This is a genomic window from Bacillus safensis (genome assembly GCF_039619585.1).
Taxonomy (GTDB): domain Bacteria; phylum Bacillota; class Bacilli; order Bacillales; family Bacillaceae; genus Bacillus; species Bacillus safensis.
Genome location: NZ_CP154909.1, coordinates 2,224,123 through 2,240,018, shown reverse-complemented (window position 1 = coordinate 2,240,018; position 15,896 = coordinate 2,224,123). Strand labels below are relative to the sequence as shown.

The following is a 15,896-nucleotide window of genomic DNA, read 5'->3' as shown; positions in this document are numbered from 1 at the left end:
GCAAAAGCCGGGATTTTTTTGTTTAGAAATGCGGATAAGAACGATTCTTGCTATAATAATGTAAAAAATGGAGCGCGAATGTATGAATGTCATAGATAGTTTATTTTGGCGAGTTGTTGATGAACTAAGACAAAAAGGATACGAGATGATTCAAAGTCCGTACCCAGAAGATGAAATATTTTTTGAAGCACCACGAAACTCAGGTTATGATCTCATCCGTCTATATAGAAAAGATGTGAATTTCAAGCAGGAGATCGTTCGAGATATCGAGGAGCAAACATATCGGATCAATCAGCTGAGAGAAGCTATGCGTAAACGATCTCTTCATCTCCTGCAGCTGCAATTTACAACTGATGTTCCAGTAGATGATTGGGAAGACCTAAACGGTCAGCCGCAAAAAGAGAATAAGGTGACAGTTACTCCTGTATTACTCAATGCAGACACGCTTCAAAACGATGTAAACGAACTGCAAAAATGGCTGAATACATCGCTTGCAGTAAATGTAGAAGAAGCGAAGGAAGACACAGCTGAGGATGCCATGCAGCTGAAAAGGAACGTGCTTCAGGCATTTGATGATCAGGAAAAGCAGCGAGAACGAGAACGGGCCGTGTTTCAAAATGGCAGACCCATTTTTACCTACTTGCTGATCGCTGTCCAAGTGGTGATGTTTCTTTTACTTGAGCTGTCAGGCGGAAGTACCAATACCGCAACTTTAACAGCATTTGGTGCTAAAAATAATGTGCTGATCTTAGAGGGTGAATGGTGGCGCCTGATGACACCAATGTTTTTGCATATTGGCTTGACGCACTTACTCTTTAATACTTTTGCTCTTTGGTCCGTTGGAGCGGCTGTTGAGAGAATTTATGGGTCGGGAAGATTTTTGCTCATCTATTTCATTTCCGGCATTTTTGGCTCCATAGCGAGCTTTGTGTTTAATACGGCAATTGCAGCCGGCGCATCTGGCGCGATCTTTGGCTGCTTAGGCGCACTGTTATATTTAGCCATCTCAAATCGAAAGCTTTTCTTTCGGACGATGGGGACAAATATTATTGTCATTATCCTCATTAACCTAGGAATAGGCTTCACTGTATCAGGTATTGATAACGCAGGGCATCTTGGCGGCCTGGTTGGCGGTTTTTTCACCGCATTAGCAGTCCGTCTGCCTAAACAGGTGCAGCCTGTCAAAATGCTTCTTGCGAGTGCTGCTTTGCTCTTTATTGGCGGTTTTGGATTGTATACAGGGTTTCATTCTGACAATCAAAAGAAAGCAGCGGCAGCAAGTGAGGCAGCGAGTTTATTTGATGAGAAAAAGTACAGCGAAGCAAGTGAACGACTAGAGGAATATGTGCACGATAAAGATGCATCAGCTGAGGCACTTCATATCTATGCACTATCGGAAGCGCAGCAGGGCCGACTTGATAAGGCTATTCAATTTTTACAAAAGTCGCTTGAAAAAGATCCAGATGATCCAAATAAACTGTATCATTTATCGCTTTTATACGTAGAAAAAGGAGAGACAGCGAAAGCAGAGGATCTATTAGCGAAAGCGTTAAAACAAGATCCTCAAAATGATCAATTTTTAAAGCTGAAACAATATATCGAAAATAGTCAAACACGTTGAATGACTTGACTGAAAGCGCATTTATGAATACGCTTATCCTAACTGTTGATGAAAAGAAATGGTGGAAACAATGAAAACGTTATATGATGTACAGCAGCTGCTCATGAGATTTGGAAATTATGTGTATTTCGGAGATCGTGAAGTAGAATTAGAATTTATGGCAGACGAATTGAAGGAAATGTATACATCAGGCATCATTGACCGGACCGAATGGTCAAACGCAATGACGATTCTTCAAATGGAGCTAGCCAAATTAAATCGAAAAACAATGTGAAGGTGGAGGGCATATGACAGGGGATTGGTTTGTAGGTATTGATCTTGGCGGTACGACAATTAAGCTTGCGTTCATTAATCTATATGGTGAAATTCAGCATAAGTGGGAGATTCCTACGGATAAATCCGGGCAGACGATCACAGTCGATATTGCCAAATCAATTGACCATAAACTGGTTGAGATCAGTATGCCGAAATCAGCACTTATTGGGATCGGAATGGGTGCACCTGGACCTGTAGATAAAGTATCTGGCATCGTCTATAAAACAACGAATCTGGGCTGGACAAACTACCCCTTGAAAGATCACCTAGAGGCAGAGACGGGACTTCCATCTGTCATTGAAAATGATGCGAATATTGCTGCACTCGGTGAAATGTGGAAGGGGGCAGGCGATGGCGCAAAAAATATCCTGATGGTCACACTTGGAACAGGGGTTGGCGGCGGCATCATCGTCAACGGTGAAGTTGTTCAAGGGGAAACAGGAGCTGGCGGAGAAATTGGCCATATTTGTGCTGTTCCATTTCAAGGTGCACCGTGTAACTGTGGAAGAACAGGCTGTATTGAAACGATCGCATCTGCAACTGGCATCGTCCGGATTGCAAAGGATAAATTAGAAACCGAGCAGCATACATCTTCACTTGGCAAGCTCGCTTCGCTATCGGCAAAGAATGTATTTGAGGCGGCAGAAAACGGAGATGATCTTGCAATGCGTGTCGTAGAAGAAGTGACGACACATCTTGGACTTGTCCTAGCGAATCTTGCTAGTGCTTTAAACCCAACAAAAATTGTGATTGGCGGCGGTGTTTCAAAAGCAGGTGAGCTTCTTCGCAGTAAAGTAGAGCGCATTGTGAAACAACATGCTTTCCCGCCTTGCGCTGACGATGTTGAAGTGGTAATTGCATCCCTCGGAAACGATGCGGGTGTTATCGGCGGGGCATGGATGGCAAAAACCAAATGGCTGTCTTGAACAAAAAAGTCATAATGATGTCATTTTTATTAAAAAAAGCGATAGATAGGCATGAAATTGGATGTTTAGCATATTCATAAGTTTGTCATGAGGAAAAAGACATTGATTTTCCATCATATACAGGATAAGATATACTTTAGTTATTTTTCTAGAAGCACCAATAATTAGGGTATATCCAGAGCCTGGGTGCGCGCTTAGCATAAGGAGGTTACAATGCGAAAGAATAGATTAAAGGCGATTTCATTTTTACTGATTGCGACATTGCTGATGTGGGTCAAAACCTATGTTATCTATAAATCTAGCTTCAATATTAAAATTGAAAATTTCATGCAGGAGTTTATCCTGTTTATTAATCCGCTTAGCTTTCTCTTGTTTATCTTCGGTATCGGTTTATTTTTCAAAGAAAAAAACCGCAATCGATATATCATCGTGACAAGCTTTATCCTAACATTCGTTTTGTTAGCCAACATTGTGTTTTATCGATTCTATAGTGATTTTCTAACCATCCCCGTCCTATTTCAAACAAACAATATGGGTGACCTCGGGTCAAGTATTACCTCTTTAATTGAACCAGTCGATTTACTGATGTTTGTTGATATCATCATTTTAATTTGGCTCTATAAAAAACAGCCTTCCTTTAGAACAGATGTCACAATTTCACGAAAAGAACGAGCGGCCTATTACTTATTTGTGGCAGCTACATTCTTCTTTAACCTTGGTTTAGCTGAAACAGAACGACCAGAACTTCTTACTCGCTCATTTGACCGTGAGATGCTGGTGAAAAATATCAGCTTATATAACTTCCATATTTATGATGGGGTATTGCAATCGAAGCAGTCCGCCCAACGAGCTCTTGCTGACAGTAATAGCTTAACTGAAATTGAAAACTATGTAAGCGCAAATCAAACGGACCGTAATGAAAAGACATTTGGTCAAGCAAAAGGACGAAATGTCATTCTTGTATCACTTGAATCTACACAGAGTTTCGTGATCAATGAAAAATTAAACGGGAAAGAAATTACTCCGTTTTTAAACAAATTGATCAAGAAGAGCTATAACTTTACTAATTTCTATCACCAAACAGGTCAAGGGAAAACATCTGATTCAGAGTTTATTGTAGATAATTCTCTTTATCCACTTGGAAGAGGGGCTGTGTTCTTCACAAATCCAAGCAATGAGTTTACAGCGACACCTGAGCTGTTAAAGGATGAGGGCTACCACTCTTCTGTTATTCATGCGAATAACAAAAGCTTCTGGAACCGTGACCTTATCTACGATAGCTTTGGCTACGATAAGTTTTTTGATATTAAATCATTTGATGTGAATGAAGAAAACTCAGTTGGCTGGGGACTGAAAGATGGTCCGTTCTTTGAGCAGTCCGCTGAATTAATGAAATCGATCCCGCAGCCTTTCTATACGAGATTGATTACATTAACGAACCATTTCCCTTTTGATTTAGATGAAGAAGATAAGCTCATTGATGAATATGATTCAAAGAGCAAAACGCTGAACAAGTACTTCCCTACAGTGCGTTATCAAGATGAAGCCCTTAAGCTTTTCTTTAAAAAGATGAAGGAAGCTGGGTTATACGATAACTCCATTTTTGTTTTGTATGGGGATCACTACGGAATTTCTGAAAACCATAACGAAGCCATGGGACAATTTTTAAATAAAGAGATTACGCCATTTGAAGAAGTACAGCTTCAAAAAGTCCCGTTTGTTGTACACATTCCAGGGGTGACAGATCAACATCCAAAAGAAATTGATACGGTAGGCGGTCAGGTCGATATCCGCCCAACTGTACTCAATCTTCTAGGGATTGATACAAGTAAACAAATTCAATTTGGTCATGACCTTTTATCGAAAGATAAGAATGACTTTACAGTACTCCGTGATGGAAGCTTTATTACGAAAGACAGCATTTTTACAGATGGTGTTTGCTACAATAAAGAAACAGGCGAGCCAGCAGATGATAAAAACGTGTGTCAGTCTTATGAAGAGAAGGCGAAGCAGGAGCTTCAGTTCTCTGATCAAATCATCTACGGGGATCTCCTTAGATTTTATGATCGAAACAGCCCGGACCATTCACCATCCAAAAAAGAAGGTGAAACGGAGCTGAAAAAGGCGTCCTAATAGATGAAAAAACCTCTGCTATTTTTAGAAGCAGGGGTTTTCTTTTTTTGCCTTCCGGCTCATATAGTATGAGAGGAGGGATGTAAATGAAGACAACGTCGTTTGGAAAAATTGAATGGCAGCTGGATGAAGCAGGGAGGGATGCTGTGGCAAAGCAGCTTGGCATAGGAAAAGCGGCTTTTCATTTATCAAATCAAACAAGCACTGATGAGCTTCTTTTACCAGGATATAGACTTCCAGAAGGAGTCCATGTATTTGATTCGATAGGTGATGTGCAGAGATTTATTGCACCTTACAGACTGCAGCAATCCGATGATTGGATCAATGGAACATTTGAATATGATAGCGCTCAATTAGAAGAAGAGCTGAGCCGCTTGAAAGCTGTATTTCCTTTTCTTCATATCAGCGTCATTGGCCATTCAGTGCTTGATACACCTATTTATGAGATCCGAACAGAGCCTGTTCAGCATTTACATTCTATTCATCTCAATGCCTCATTTCATGCAAATGAATGGATCACGACGTCTGTTTTATTAAAATGGCTGAAATCGCTTTGCTTAGCAGCGTCTGACCCAGTGCAGGCAAGACATTATGAAGCGGTTCATATCCTGCAGACCACCGCTTTATCCATCGTGCCAATGGTTAATCCAGATGGAGTCGATTTGGTACGTAATGGACCGGAGTCACTAGGTCTTCATCGTGAAGAATTCACTCTGCTAAACGGTGGATATTCCGATTACCGGGAATGGAAAGCAAATATTCGAGGGGTGGATTTAAACAATCAGTTCCCTGCTTATTGGGAGATCGAGTACTATCGTCATCAGGCGAAAGCACCGTCCTACCGGGATTATCCTGGGCGCGAGCCATTAACAGAACCAGAAGCGAAAGCGATGGCAAATCTTGCGTTGCGAAAACGATTTGACCGGCTGATCGCCCTTCATACACAAGGAGAAGAGATCTATTGGGGTTTTCTTGGCCATGAGCCAGCCATCTCAAAAGAAACGGTCAAACGATTCGAACAAGTGAGCGGCTACAAACCGATCCAATATCTCGACAGCTATGCAGGCTATCGCGATTGGTTTATTTATCAATTTCATAATGAGGGCTATACAGTCGAGCTTGGTCTAGGGAAAAATCCTCTTTCCATGGTTCAATTTGATTCGATCTATGAAAAAACAAAGCGGCTTTTGTGGGAAGCGTGTAAGTGTTAAAAGCACCTGTCTGGTGCTTTTTCATATTCTGAGAAACAATCAATTGCTTATGGTCAATAAAAACAATGTTGAAGCAATTGACGAAGGTCTCCTTGTAAGCTATTGTGAAAGATATGGATGTAAAAAAAAGGATATGATTTAGGGAGATGTCGACTATTGAGTGCGCAAAGCCTGTGGAAAAGAAATTTTACTTATTTATTTGTTTCTAAAATGTGCAAAATTACGGCTGATAGTTTATCTTTCAACACCATCTTGTGGCTTTTAGTACTAGGAGGGAAAGGGGCCATAGGGACAGCTTTTTTTATTGCGGTCAGCTTTGTCCCTCAAGCGATTGTTGGGCCATTTATTACGCCCATGATGAAGCCGCATCAATTGAAATTCTGGATGTGCTTTGCTGATTTAACAAGAGCAGCGATTATCCTTGTAATTGTGGTTAGTTACTTTTATGGTTTCACACCATTAGTCCTCATCATTGGCTGTATGCTGCTGCATTCGGCGACAGGAGGTTCCTATGAACCGGCATCTGTATCGATTATTCCAAAGCTTGTCCATGAGGACCTCATACAAAAAGCGAATGCAACCATCCAATCAGCAAGTCATGTAGTAAGACTTGTGACGGTCACGATTTGTGGTGTCATGATTGCATTTGCAGGCGTAGGTTATACAATGCTTGTGATCATTCCTCTTTACCTTTTGTCCGCTTTATTGGTGTTCTTGATTTCATATCAAACAGACGTCATCATCGATAAAGCCAAAAAAGGATTATCTTACGGCAAAAGATTAATTCGAGGTTTTTCACTTGTTAGAAGCCACCATATTTTGTTTCCATTAGCGATTTTTTGTGTCTGCTCAAACTTTGCTGCGGCACCATGGGAAGCATTGTCTGTTATTTATTTAACAGAAGACTTACATAGTGGACCGGTCGTCTATTCATTCATCAAAGTCACAACTGCACTAGGCGCATTTTTGATGGGGTTTGTTTTGACAAAGATAAAAGTGAATCGGTATGGATTGCTGTTTATAGGCGCTGGGATCGTTGATGGAATCGCCTTCTTCATCACAGGTATGAACGCATTGTTGCCTCTTGTGTTTATATCAGCTTTTGCTTTAGGAGCAGCCATTAGTGCAGTTAACGTACCCGAACATACGATGATTCAATTGTCAGTAAAGGCAGAGGATCAGCCGCAAGTGTATGCGATCATCAACATGATTTCCTACTTAATGATTCCGTTAGGCGCCCTCCTTGGCGGCTATATGGCAACAATATTTGGATCTGGGTATGTCATTGCGGCCGGCGGCATCATTGAAGCTGTTTCAGGTATATGCCTGCTTCTGTTTACAAAGATCGGGAAGGTAGAGAGAGCGGATTTGACGATAGAACGAGACAAACCTGCCGTAAACGCAACGTAAGCATGGCATGATTGAATGAGGATAGGTTACAATGAGGACGAGAAAACATGAGAATTTAATGGAAAGGGGAAAAATTATGGCTATAGCAGACGTCACCATCATTCCGATAGGCACTGAAACACCAAGTGTCAGTGCTTATGTAGCAGATGTACAAAGAATTTTAGAAGGCTTTCAACAAGAAGGGAAAATCAAATATCAATTAACACCGATGAATACGTTAATTGAAGGTGAATTATCCGTTTTATTTGAGGTCATTCAGCGCATTCATGAAGCCCCTTTTGAAAAGGGATTGCACCGAGTAGCGACCAATATTCGCATCGATGACAGACGGGATCAAACCACAACACTTACAAGCAAATTAGAAAGCGTGAATAAGCATTTAAATCAATAAAAAAGCCTGCTATAAGCAGGCTTTTAATGTGCAGTTGGATAACCGCTATAGATGATGGTCATGACAGTGAACCATCCAAAAACCAAAAATGTAGCGCCTGCAAAAGCGATGGCAAGTACGTTCACTTTTTTTAGTGAGCGATAGATGCCGAGCGCAGCTAAAATCGTGACTAGACCAAAAATAATGACGAGCATCATGTGAAAGTCCCCCTTTGTCATCAATCCCCTTGATTTCCTTTTTTCATTTTAACCGTTTTCATAAAGCTTGTCGAGTAGATTCCAGTTGACGATTGTTTGAATTTTTATTGAATAGCCTTCATAATAAAAAAGAATGAATAAAGTAGGTGATGAAAATGAATTGGAGAAGAATGCCACTAGGCTATGTACAAGCGAACGCATATATTTGGAAAAATGAACAGGGAGAATGCTTAATTTTTGATCCAGGCGGTGAAGCGCAAAAACTGATTTCCTATGTAAAAGAAAAACAGCTCACACCGCTTGCTGTCTTATTGACACATGCTCATTTTGATCATATTGGAGCGGCAGATGAGGTGCGCGAAGAGTGGGGAGTGCCGCTGTATGTACATGAAAATGAAAAAGAATGGCTCACGAACGCTGAATTAAATGGTTCAGCTCGTTTGATTGGGAATGGAATTACGGTCAAAGAAGCTGAAAAATTGATTACGTCAGAAGGAACGCTTCAAATTGGGTCGTTTACATTAGAAATGTTCCATACACCAGGGCATTCACCTGGCAGTGTGTCTTACTATTCGGCGGAAGAAGGATTTGTTATTTCTGGTGACACGCTATTTGAAGGCGGTATCGGAAGAACAGATTTAGTAGGCGGCAGTCAGGAAGTGCTGCTTCAATCAATCCATCATAAATTATTGTCATTGCCAGAATCAACTCTTGTTTTAAGTGGACATGGCGGAGAAACCACTGTGCTGACGGAGCAGGAGCAAAATCCGTTTATTAATGGATTTTCTCTTTAAACGTATGAAAAAAAGCATCTCTTTTTATAGAGATGCTTTTTTTCAATTAATGTCCGGTACCGGGAACCATGATGAAAATCGAATAATATGTAAATCCGGCAAAGAAAATCGTCAAGTACGCTCCGAAAATGTAAATATACATTCTTTCGGATAAATTCAAGTAGGATAAAAATACAAAAAGAACGGTTTGACCGAAGAATAGCAGCGATGCATCTTTCATATGTCCTAAATAGAACATGACAGCAAAAATACCCGTCCAAAAGCCAAGCACGCGGAACATGCGATTCATTTCTTTCCCTCCCCTTAAAAACCCCTTTGATTCATATTATAGCTGATCATCACTTGTTATGTAAACATTTACATTTTTGACATCATGTGAACAATTTATTTTGAATGCAGAAAAAATTTTTTTGAAAAAATGATGAAAAAGTGTTTATGCCGAAAAACATGAGGGTACTTACTCCATAAGAGAAAAGGTTAACGACCTAAGGAGGAAGACTAATGAGTGACATTACTTTTTATTCATACCCGAGCTGCACGTCTTGCCGCAAAACAAAACATTGGTTAAAGGCGAATCAAATTGATTTTAAAGAGCGTCACCTTTTCAGAGAAACGCCAACACTAGATGAATTAAAAAAGATTCTTTCTTTAACAACAGAGGGAATGGATGAAATTTTAGCCACACGAAGTCAGGCTTTTAAAAGCTTAAATTTAAATATTAATGACTTAAAAGTAAACGAGGTCTTACAGCTTCTCATTGAAAAACCAAAGCTGCTCCGGAGACCAATCATCATTGATGGGAATAAATTAGTGGTCGGCTATAATCCCGGAGAACTTATGAAAATATCAAAGAAGAAAGCGATTCATCAATCGGTATCCTAATAAAAAACGAAGATCAGCTGAAACAAGCTTCAGCCGTCTTCGTTTTTGTGCTGAACTGGGCTAGCTGGGTTCGAACCAACGATCACGGAGTCAAAGTCCATTGCCTTACCACTTGGCTATAGCCCAATATCAAACGTGTAATGTTATTGTTCACCATCTGCGGTCATTTATACATAAAAGTTGTATGTCACGAGTTTTAGTGAAAAAGGAGCGAAAGAAATAAATGAAAAATGAAAAATCAAAGCAATTATACGAATTTATCCTAAAAGAAGCCCCTGTCATGACCGAAGAATGGCTAAAAACAAGAACAGAAGAAGGCTCATTATATTCTAAACATGCTTCAGAGGAAACGGAAAAGAAGCTGAAGGAACAGAACACAGCGTTTATTCAAACCATTGCAGCCACGCTTGTGACACTGTCTGACAAAGTAGAAAACCATTTGAAAAAGTGGTCTGTTGATATTGCACGTGATCGAGCAGTGCACGAGGTGCCGTTATATGAAATCATTGGACAGTTTAAGATTTTCCGCCACATTTTCTGTTCGAGAATTGAGACATTCACCCAAGAAACAGAGCTTGAAGTGACGCTGCAAGATGTGTGTCAGTGGAATCAGCACTTTCACGCCACATTTGATGACATGATTGAGCGTTTATCAGAAGAATATGACCGCGTGACACTTAGTCAGCTGAATGCACAAAGAGAGATGATTCAAGAACTAAGTGCCCCAGTTATTCCAGTATCAAAGGAAATTGGGATTTTGCCGCTGATTGGTGAGATCGATACGTACCGGGCCAAAATCATTCTGGAATCCGTACTAGAACAGGCTTCAAGACTGCGTCTAACGCATTTATTTATTGATATTTCTGGTGTTCCCGTTGTTGATACGATGGTGGCCTATCAGCTGTTTAAAGTGGTCGATAGTGCGAAGCTGCTAGGAATTGAGACGATTATTTCAGGCATCCGCCCAGAGATCGCTCAAACTGTAGTGAAACTCGGCATTGATTTCTCAAAAGTAAATACAGAACACAGCCTTGCAAAAGCTTTAGAAAAAAGAGGATTTCGTATCTTTGAAGAGCAGCCGCAAGAAGCCACATCATGACCAAAAAACCTGTACTTGTAAAAGTCAGGTTTTTTTATATGCTCTTTTCTAAAAAATGATGTAATGCATCGTGAGTTGAGGGTTTTCATCATTTATTAGTCATGAAAATCATAAATTGCTCTTTTGTCATTCACGTTCCGCCATTCTACAATGTGATCACAGAAAGGAGTAGTGATCCACTTGTATGGGATTGAATATTTAAGGCAAGAGCTGCTAGAAGAAGCATGCCGCATGAGGGCTTCTGATGTGCATATTGTGCCAAAAGAAAAGGAAGCTTCGGTCTCATTTCGTGTTGACTCAGATTTAATCCAGCAGCGAACGATTGATAAAAAAAGCGGAGAGCGGCTTATTGCACATTTTAAGTTTTTATCTTCTATGGATATCGGGGAAAAAAGGAGGCCGCAAAATGGTTCACTAGCTGTGATGCTAAGAAACGGTCAAGTGTTTATTCGGATGTCTACCTTGCCGACAGTGAATGATGAGAGCTTAGTGATTAGAATTTTACCGCAGGATCATGTTCCGAAAATTAAACATCTATCATTATTTCCGAAAGCCTCAGCCAGATTATTATCCTTTTTAAACCACTCGCATGGACTCATTTTATTTACTGGGCCAACCAATTCGGGGAAAACAACAACCCTCTATTCACTGATCCAGTTTGCAAAAAAGAATTTCAACCGAAATATTATTACCCTTGAAGATCCTGTCGAAACAAGGAATGAAGAAGTGCTGCAGGTTCAAGTAAATGAAAAAGCCGGCATCACGTATGCCGCTGGATTACGCGCTATATTAAGACATGATCCAGATGTGATTGTGCTAGGAGAAATAAGAGATGCTGAAACGGCCAGAACGGCGATTAGAGCAGCACTGACAGGCCATTTAGTATTGAGTACGCTCCATGCAAAAAATGCAAAAGGAGCCCTTTACCGCATGCTTGAATTTGGTGTCACGATGAATGAACTTGAGCAAACGATGGTTGCAATTGCTGCGCAGCGATTAATCGAGCTCACCTGTCCTTTTTGCGGAGAAAGATGTCAGCTTTACTGTAAATTAAATCGACCAATCAGACGAACAAATGTATTTGAACTGCTGTTCGGAAAAGAGCTTGGTGAGTGTATCAAGGAGGCTAAAGGAGAATATGCTCACTCGTCATATGAAACACTGCAAAGATTAATTCGTAAAGGAGTGGCACTCGGCTATTTATCAAAAAACACTTATCATCGCTGGGTTTATGAAGAAGCGAGTCTCTAAAGTATGGTCTAAAAAGGACCAAGCTGAATGCCTATCAAAACTGGCTCAATTAATTCAGGCTGGATATACATTGATTGAGGCATTAGTGATGGTGAATATCCAGTTATCAAAACAACAGCGGCAGCAATTAAAACTAGGTATTCAGTGGCTTCACGAAGGCGAGCCTTTTTATGTAGTGCTGGAGAGACTCCATTTTCAGCGGGAAGTCATCGCTATACTATGTTTTTCTGAGAAGCATGGCAGTCTAGCCCGTGCTTTAGAACAAAGCGCCCGTTTTTTAGAGAAAAAAATCAAACAGTTAGACACGTTTAAACGTATGTTACGTTACCCGCTTTTCCTTATCTTCACGGTTTTGGTCGTGCTGGTACTCGTTCAGCAAATGATCATTCCTCAATTTTCTGTTTTGTACTCATCAATGGATACCCGCATGTCTTGGCTGATTCAAGGGATGTTTGGACTATTTCAATTCCTTCATGCTTTTCTGCTCATCACTAGTTGTCTGTGTATCTGTCTTATTGGATATTATGCTGTTTTTTTTAGGAAAAAGTCGACCCTTGAGAAATTGAGGGTGATGAGTAAGCTGCCTTTTTTATATAAAGGGATGCAGCTGATGCATACGTACCTTTTTTCTCTTCAGCTCAGCGGACTGCTTCAAGCTGGATTATCGATGTACGAAGGTTTGCAAGCTTTTAAACAGCAAAGCTACCTGCCTTTTCTTCAAGAAATAGGTGAACAAATGATGGAAGAGTTAAGAAAAGGAGAAAGCATGGCCCATCAAGTAAGCGTGTCTCCTTTTTTCGAAAAACATTTTGCAGCCATTATCAAGCATGGTGAAGCCAGCGGAATGCTTGCGAGAGAAATGTACACGTACAGCCAATTTCTATTAGAGAATGCAGAGCTAAAAATTGAAAAATGGATTTCTTGGCTGCAGCCAGTTATTTATGGGGTAACAGCACTTCTTATACTCATCGTGTATTTATCTATTCTTTTACCAATGTATCAACTAATGGAGCAAGTGTAAGAAGGAGGACAGAGACATGAATGATAAAGGATTTACCCTGTTAGAAATGTTAATAGTCATGCTCGTAATATCCATTCTTTTACTCATTACCATACCGAATATCACACGTCATCACCAAGCGATTCAGGCAAAGGGCTGTGAAGGGCTTAAATCAATGGTCAGCACACAAGTGATGGCATATGAATTGGAGCATGATGGGAAGACGCCATCTTTAGCTGAATTAGAAAAAGAAGGTTATGTCAAAAAGGGATTAACTTGTCCTAATGGAAAAGCGATTGTCATTCAAAACGGCAACGTGAAGCATGAATAAATTATTTTTACATGAGAAGGGTTTTACCCTGATTGAACAGCTGATGATCTTACTTGTTTTATCGATTGTATTGTCGATCATGGGAGGGAAAATCCCAAAAATAATAGAAAACGCTGAAGCCAAAAGACAAGTAAACATCATGAAACAAGATCTTCAATTGGCATCATATACTGCATTTATCAAAAAAACACGTGTACATGTTGGGATCCATCCGCCGCATGTATCTTATCAGGTAATAGACCAAAAGAGTAACGAAGTCATTGCTTCATATCAACATAAAAAGGGCAGCATCAAAACTTCTACATTCTCGCAAGGTATCTATTTTAATGCAAACGGACATCCAAGCAGTGGTGGATCTTTCATTGTCGAATTTGGCAGTCAAACGTATAAACTGACGATTTATTTAGGAAGCGGGCGAATCCATGTTCAAAAACAATAGAGGATTTAGTACGTTTGAAACACTGTTTGCCTGTCATCTCTTTCTATTTGCTGCCCTAGTGCTCATGCCAGCCTATGAAAAACTCATGATGGGGAAAAAGGAAGTGAGAGCCAAGCTTGAAGCTTATCAGATTTTACATGAACAGATGAATGAAGCGTTCATAAATGGGACAACATCTTCCATCAAAAAGAAGAGAGGCGAGATCACATATGTTTTCAATTGGCGTAAACAGAAGGGATGTGTTTCATACAAAGTACAAAAAAAAGAGACCATATGCTTTCAGCATGTGGAGCGATGACAAAGCTTTTACCCTTTTACAAGCTTTGTGGCAGTTGCAGCTCTTTCTATTTCTTTCTTTTGGCTGTGGACTGATCTTTTCAGCAGCGGAGAAAGCTCGTCCATTTGAAGACATCAACGGATTTTCCCAAATGGAGTGGAAACAGACTGTCCTGCAATTAGATGAGGAATTAAGTCGTGCAGATGCTGTGAAATCAGTGAAAGGTGGAAAAGCGTTAGAGTATATTTCTGATCAAGGGCGAGTGGTAACGATTGAGCCATATCAAGAGATGCTTCGAAAACGAACGGATCAAGCTGGGCATCTTCCTTTATTGCATAAGGTGAAACAATTTCAAGTGAGAACGAGTCAGCATAGAGCCATCCTGAAAGTCACAGATGGATCTGGTAAAGTGTATGAAGCCGTTTTTTTCACATATAAAGGAGTGGTTCGTAAATCGTGAAAAGAGAGGAAGGGTTTATCTATCCGCATGCACTTGCGGCGATTTTATTTTTTCTCTTGATCCTAGGGGCAATAACGATGGGGTTTCAAAAAGAACTGAAAAGTGCAGAGCTGACGATTTCCTTTTATAAAAAACAGCAGCTTTTTAGGGTGGGTGTGAGTCAAGCTGCCAGCACAGTAGAACGTATTTGTGCGAAACAGAAAACCCATATTGATACTGAAGAAGGCCGTGTGACATTGAAGCGGATGAAATGCGATCTTAAGAAAAAACTTGTCCTTGTTTTGGTGAAGGTGAAAACAAAAGATGGTTTATCCGATGAGCGTGAACTGATGCTGGATTGGAAGACCGGTGAAATCATGAGATGGGCAAATCCTGATTAGCCAGTGTATAAAATCATCCTCTTCCTGGAAAGACTTGAAGGAAGAAGAGGTGAATGTGCTTGAAAACAAATGACTATGTAAAATATATGACGCAGGAAATCATTAAATATATGAATACACCACGTGACGAACGGAAGGAACACAAACAAGAAAAAATGGAAACGAAACCGCCGTTTTCACAGCGTTTATTTGGGGTTCTGCCGTTTGGCTTATCCATGATGCTTAAAAAACGCCAGCGCCATCAACGAAAGTAAAAAGCCGCCCAGCAGGCGGTTTTTCTATGCCGTTTTAGCTGTATTCCTCCACAACAATCACTTTATTCACCTTGTTTGAGTAAGGATTATAGGAAATGGTGACAAACACCCCAAATTCCTTTGTATGGTCTTTTAAGGTAATATGATACTGCTTCACAGATTCCTTATCGCGGTGGCGGTCCCATACTTTTTGTTTAAATAATACTTGCGTTAGCGGGTATCTTTTTTTTGCTTCTTTGACTGCCCGCGTTTCCCATTGATCTGCGGCGGCAGTCAAACCTCTCGCATCAACGGGTTTGAACTCTAGCATCATAGGACTCAGCAGTAAACTGAGCATGATTATGATTTTTCCATATTGCACTTAACATCACCTCACCTCTTCATATCCTGACCAAATCCTACATTTTTATGTAAGTTTTAAGAAGTACAAATGTCACACAAAAAAATATTGAAAATGGTGAAAAAATGAGAAAATGGGAGAATTTTCTCGTAATGGTTCTTGTTTAAGAACAAAATGGACTAATT

The 15,896-nt window shown here is 40.3% G+C and carries 21 protein-coding genes and 1 tRNA gene; 18 read left to right on the top strand and 4 right to left on the bottom strand.

The features are described 5' to 3' along the window. Window positions 1–82: 82 nt before the first annotated feature. From AAYR28_RS11460 to AAYR28_RS11430, 7 genes are all read left to right on the top strand, one after another. A complete protein-coding gene (locus AAYR28_RS11460) occupies window positions 83–1,621 on the top strand; it encodes a rhomboid family intramembrane serine protease (RefSeq protein WP_081124577.1) in 1,539 nt (512 codons plus the stop codon). A gap of 70 nt (window positions 1,622–1,691) precedes the next feature. Continuing rightward, window positions 1,692–1,895, top strand: coding sequence for a YqgQ family protein (locus tag AAYR28_RS11455; protein WP_008342322.1), 204 nt, complete (start codon window positions 1,692–1,694; stop codon window positions 1,893–1,895). A 13-nt stretch (window positions 1,896–1,908) separates the two neighbouring features. Further along, the gene (locus AAYR28_RS11450) at window positions 1,909–2,862 is read left to right on the top strand and encodes an ROK family glucokinase (protein WP_025092968.1); all 954 of its coding nucleotides are present in this window, start codon (window positions 1,909–1,911) and stop codon (window positions 2,860–2,862) included. Between the two features lie 213 nt (window positions 2,863–3,075). After that, window positions 3,076–4,995, top strand: coding sequence for an LTA synthase family protein (locus AAYR28_RS11445; protein WP_046311768.1), 1,920 nt, complete (start codon window positions 3,076–3,078; stop codon window positions 4,993–4,995). 86 nt (window positions 4,996–5,081) lie between these two features. Continuing rightward, window positions 5,082–6,206, top strand: a complete 1,125-nt coding sequence (locus AAYR28_RS11440) for a M14 family zinc carboxypeptidase (protein WP_065214633.1) — start codon at window positions 5,082–5,084, stop codon at window positions 6,204–6,206. 156 nt (window positions 6,207–6,362) lie between these two features. Further along, window positions 6,363–7,616 carry an MFS transporter gene (locus AAYR28_RS11435; protein WP_065214634.1) on the top strand — a complete coding sequence of 418 codons (1,254 nt, stop codon included), beginning with the start codon at window positions 6,363–6,365 and terminating at the stop codon, window positions 7,614–7,616. A gap of 76 nt (window positions 7,617–7,692) precedes the next feature. Next, window positions 7,693–8,007: an MTH1187 family thiamine-binding protein gene (locus AAYR28_RS11430; RefSeq protein WP_024427984.1), complete on the top strand. Its 315-nt coding sequence runs from the start codon at window positions 7,693–7,695 to the stop codon at window positions 8,005–8,007. 23 nt (window positions 8,008–8,030) lie between these two features. Here AAYR28_RS11430 and AAYR28_RS11425 read toward each other — a convergent pair whose 3' ends face one another. Continuing rightward, complete coding sequence (locus AAYR28_RS11425; protein ID WP_003217333.1) at window positions 8,031–8,204, bottom strand: DUF2759 domain-containing protein; 174 nt, start codon at window positions 8,202–8,204, stop codon at window positions 8,031–8,033. A gap of 155 nt (window positions 8,205–8,359) precedes the next feature. On the opposite strand from AAYR28_RS11425, the gene AAYR28_RS11420 reads away from it, so the two are divergent. Beyond that, window positions 8,360–8,998, top strand: a complete 639-nt coding sequence (locus AAYR28_RS11420; protein ID WP_034280195.1) for an MBL fold metallo-hydrolase — start codon at window positions 8,360–8,362, stop codon at window positions 8,996–8,998. 46 nt (window positions 8,999–9,044) lie between these two features. Here AAYR28_RS11420 and AAYR28_RS11415 read toward each other — a convergent pair whose 3' ends face one another. Next, entirely contained in the window at window positions 9,045–9,287 is a 243-nt protein-coding gene (locus AAYR28_RS11415; RefSeq protein WP_003217440.1) for a DUF2626 domain-containing protein, read from the bottom strand. 212 nt (window positions 9,288–9,499) lie between these two features. Between AAYR28_RS11415 and AAYR28_RS11410 the strand changes: the two genes are divergently transcribed. After that, window positions 9,500–9,880, top strand: a complete 381-nt coding sequence (locus AAYR28_RS11410) for a Spx/MgsR family RNA polymerase-binding regulatory protein (RefSeq protein ID WP_007501232.1) — start codon at window positions 9,500–9,502, stop codon at window positions 9,878–9,880. A gap of 55 nt (window positions 9,881–9,935) precedes the next feature. Here the strand turns inward: AAYR28_RS11410 and AAYR28_RS11405 are convergent. Then, window positions 9,936–10,006 (bottom strand) — tRNA-Gln (locus AAYR28_RS11405). Between the two features lie 97 nt (window positions 10,007–10,103). Here AAYR28_RS11405 and AAYR28_RS11400 point away from each other — a divergent pair. From AAYR28_RS11400 to AAYR28_RS11360, 9 genes are all read left to right on the top strand, one after another. Beyond that, entirely contained in the window at window positions 10,104–10,979 is an 876-nt protein-coding gene (locus AAYR28_RS11400) for an STAS domain-containing protein (protein WP_024422979.1), read from the top strand. Between the two features lie 180 nt (window positions 10,980–11,159). Continuing rightward, complete coding sequence (comGA, locus tag AAYR28_RS11395) at window positions 11,160–12,230, top strand: competence type IV pilus ATPase ComGA (protein ID WP_041117979.1); 1,071 nt, start codon at window positions 11,160–11,162, stop codon at window positions 12,228–12,230. After that, window positions 12,211–13,251: a competence type IV pilus assembly protein ComGB gene (gene comGB / locus AAYR28_RS11390; protein ID WP_125586580.1), complete on the top strand. Its 1,041-nt coding sequence runs from the start codon at window positions 12,211–12,213 to the stop codon at window positions 13,249–13,251. Before comGA ends, comGB begins: the two co-directional genes overlap by 20 nt. A 16-nt stretch (window positions 13,252–13,267) precedes the next feature. Continuing rightward, complete coding sequence (comGC, locus tag AAYR28_RS11385; protein WP_024422977.1) at window positions 13,268–13,561, top strand: competence type IV pilus major pilin ComGC; 294 nt, start codon at window positions 13,268–13,270, stop codon at window positions 13,559–13,561. Next, the gene (gene comGD, locus AAYR28_RS11380) at window positions 13,554–14,000 is read left to right on the top strand and encodes a competence type IV pilus minor pilin ComGD (RefSeq protein ID WP_197172667.1); all 447 of its coding nucleotides are present in this window, start codon (window positions 13,554–13,556) and stop codon (window positions 13,998–14,000) included. The genes comGC and comGD overlap by 8 nt, the downstream gene beginning before the upstream one ends. After that, entirely contained in the window at window positions 13,984–14,298 is a 315-nt protein-coding gene (gene comGE, locus AAYR28_RS11375) for a competence type IV pilus minor pilin ComGE (RefSeq protein WP_208946439.1), read from the top strand. The genes comGD and comGE overlap by 17 nt, the downstream gene beginning before the upstream one ends. After that, window positions 14,210–14,737 (top strand): competence type IV pilus minor pilin ComGF, encoded by a 528-nt coding sequence (gene comGF, locus AAYR28_RS11370; RefSeq protein WP_326487288.1) that lies wholly within the window; start codon window positions 14,210–14,212, stop codon window positions 14,735–14,737. The genes comGE and comGF overlap by 89 nt, the downstream gene beginning before the upstream one ends. Then, a complete protein-coding gene (locus AAYR28_RS11365) occupies window positions 14,734–15,117 on the top strand; it encodes a competence type IV pilus minor pilin ComGG (protein ID WP_345808828.1) in 384 nt (127 codons plus the stop codon). Before comGF ends, AAYR28_RS11365 begins: the two co-directional genes overlap by 4 nt. Window positions 15,118–15,176: 59 nt before the next feature. After that, a complete protein-coding gene (locus AAYR28_RS11360; protein ID WP_120208337.1) occupies window positions 15,177–15,371 on the top strand; it encodes a YqzE family protein in 195 nt (64 codons plus the stop codon). A gap of 34 nt (window positions 15,372–15,405) precedes the next feature. On the opposite strand, the gene AAYR28_RS11355 is transcribed toward AAYR28_RS11360, so the two are convergent. Further along, the gene (locus AAYR28_RS11355; protein ID WP_061109527.1) at window positions 15,406–15,684 is read right to left on the bottom strand and encodes a DUF3889 domain-containing protein; all 279 of its coding nucleotides are present in this window, start codon (window positions 15,682–15,684) and stop codon (window positions 15,406–15,408) included. Window positions 15,685–15,896: the final 212 nt, after the last annotated feature.

Excerpts from the sequence above, each read along its gene's own strand:
- AAYR28_RS11460 (WP_081124577.1), top strand. The coding sequence starts at position 83 with ATGAATGTCATAGATAGTTTATTTTGGCGAGTTGTTGATGAACTAAGA.
- AAYR28_RS11455 (WP_008342322.1), top strand. The coding sequence starts at position 1,692 with ATGAAAACGTTATATGATGTACAGCAGCTGCTCATGAGATTTGGAAAT.
- AAYR28_RS11450 (WP_025092968.1), top strand. The coding sequence starts at position 1,909 with ATGACAGGGGATTGGTTTGTAGGTATTGATCTTGGCGGTACGACAATT.
- AAYR28_RS11445 (WP_046311768.1), top strand. The coding sequence starts at position 3,076 with ATGCGAAAGAATAGATTAAAGGCGATTTCATTTTTACTGATTGCGACA.
- AAYR28_RS11440 (WP_065214633.1), top strand. The coding sequence starts at position 5,082 with ATGAAGACAACGTCGTTTGGAAAAATTGAATGGCAGCTGGATGAAGCA.
- AAYR28_RS11430 (WP_024427984.1), top strand. The coding sequence starts at position 7,693 with ATGGCTATAGCAGACGTCACCATCATTCCGATAGGCACTGAAACACCA.
- AAYR28_RS11425 (WP_003217333.1), bottom strand. The coding sequence starts at position 8,204 with ATGATGCTCGTCATTATTTTTGGTCTAGTCACGATTTTAGCTGCGCTC.
- AAYR28_RS11420 (WP_034280195.1), top strand. The coding sequence starts at position 8,360 with ATGAATTGGAGAAGAATGCCACTAGGCTATGTACAAGCGAACGCATAT.
- AAYR28_RS11415 (WP_003217440.1), bottom strand. The coding sequence starts at position 9,287 with ATGAATCGCATGTTCCGCGTGCTTGGCTTTTGGACGGGTATTTTTGCT.
- AAYR28_RS11410 (WP_007501232.1), top strand. The coding sequence starts at position 9,500 with ATGAGTGACATTACTTTTTATTCATACCCGAGCTGCACGTCTTGCCGC.
- AAYR28_RS11400 (WP_024422979.1), top strand. The coding sequence starts at position 10,104 with ATGAAAAATGAAAAATCAAAGCAATTATACGAATTTATCCTAAAAGAA.
- comGB (WP_125586580.1), top strand. The coding sequence starts at position 12,211 with ATGAAGAAGCGAGTCTCTAAAGTATGGTCTAAAAAGGACCAAGCTGAA.
- comGC (WP_024422977.1), top strand. The coding sequence starts at position 13,268 with ATGAATGATAAAGGATTTACCCTGTTAGAAATGTTAATAGTCATGCTC.
- comGD (WP_197172667.1), top strand. The coding sequence starts at position 13,554 with ATGAATAAATTATTTTTACATGAGAAGGGTTTTACCCTGATTGAACAG.
- comGE (WP_208946439.1), top strand. The coding sequence starts at position 13,984 with ATGTTCAAAAACAATAGAGGATTTAGTACGTTTGAAACACTGTTTGCC.
- comGF (WP_326487288.1), top strand. The coding sequence starts at position 14,210 with ATGTTTTCAATTGGCGTAAACAGAAGGGATGTGTTTCATACAAAGTAC.
- AAYR28_RS11355 (WP_061109527.1), bottom strand. The coding sequence starts at position 15,684 with ATGATGCTAGAGTTCAAACCCGTTGATGCGAGAGGTTTGACTGCCGCC.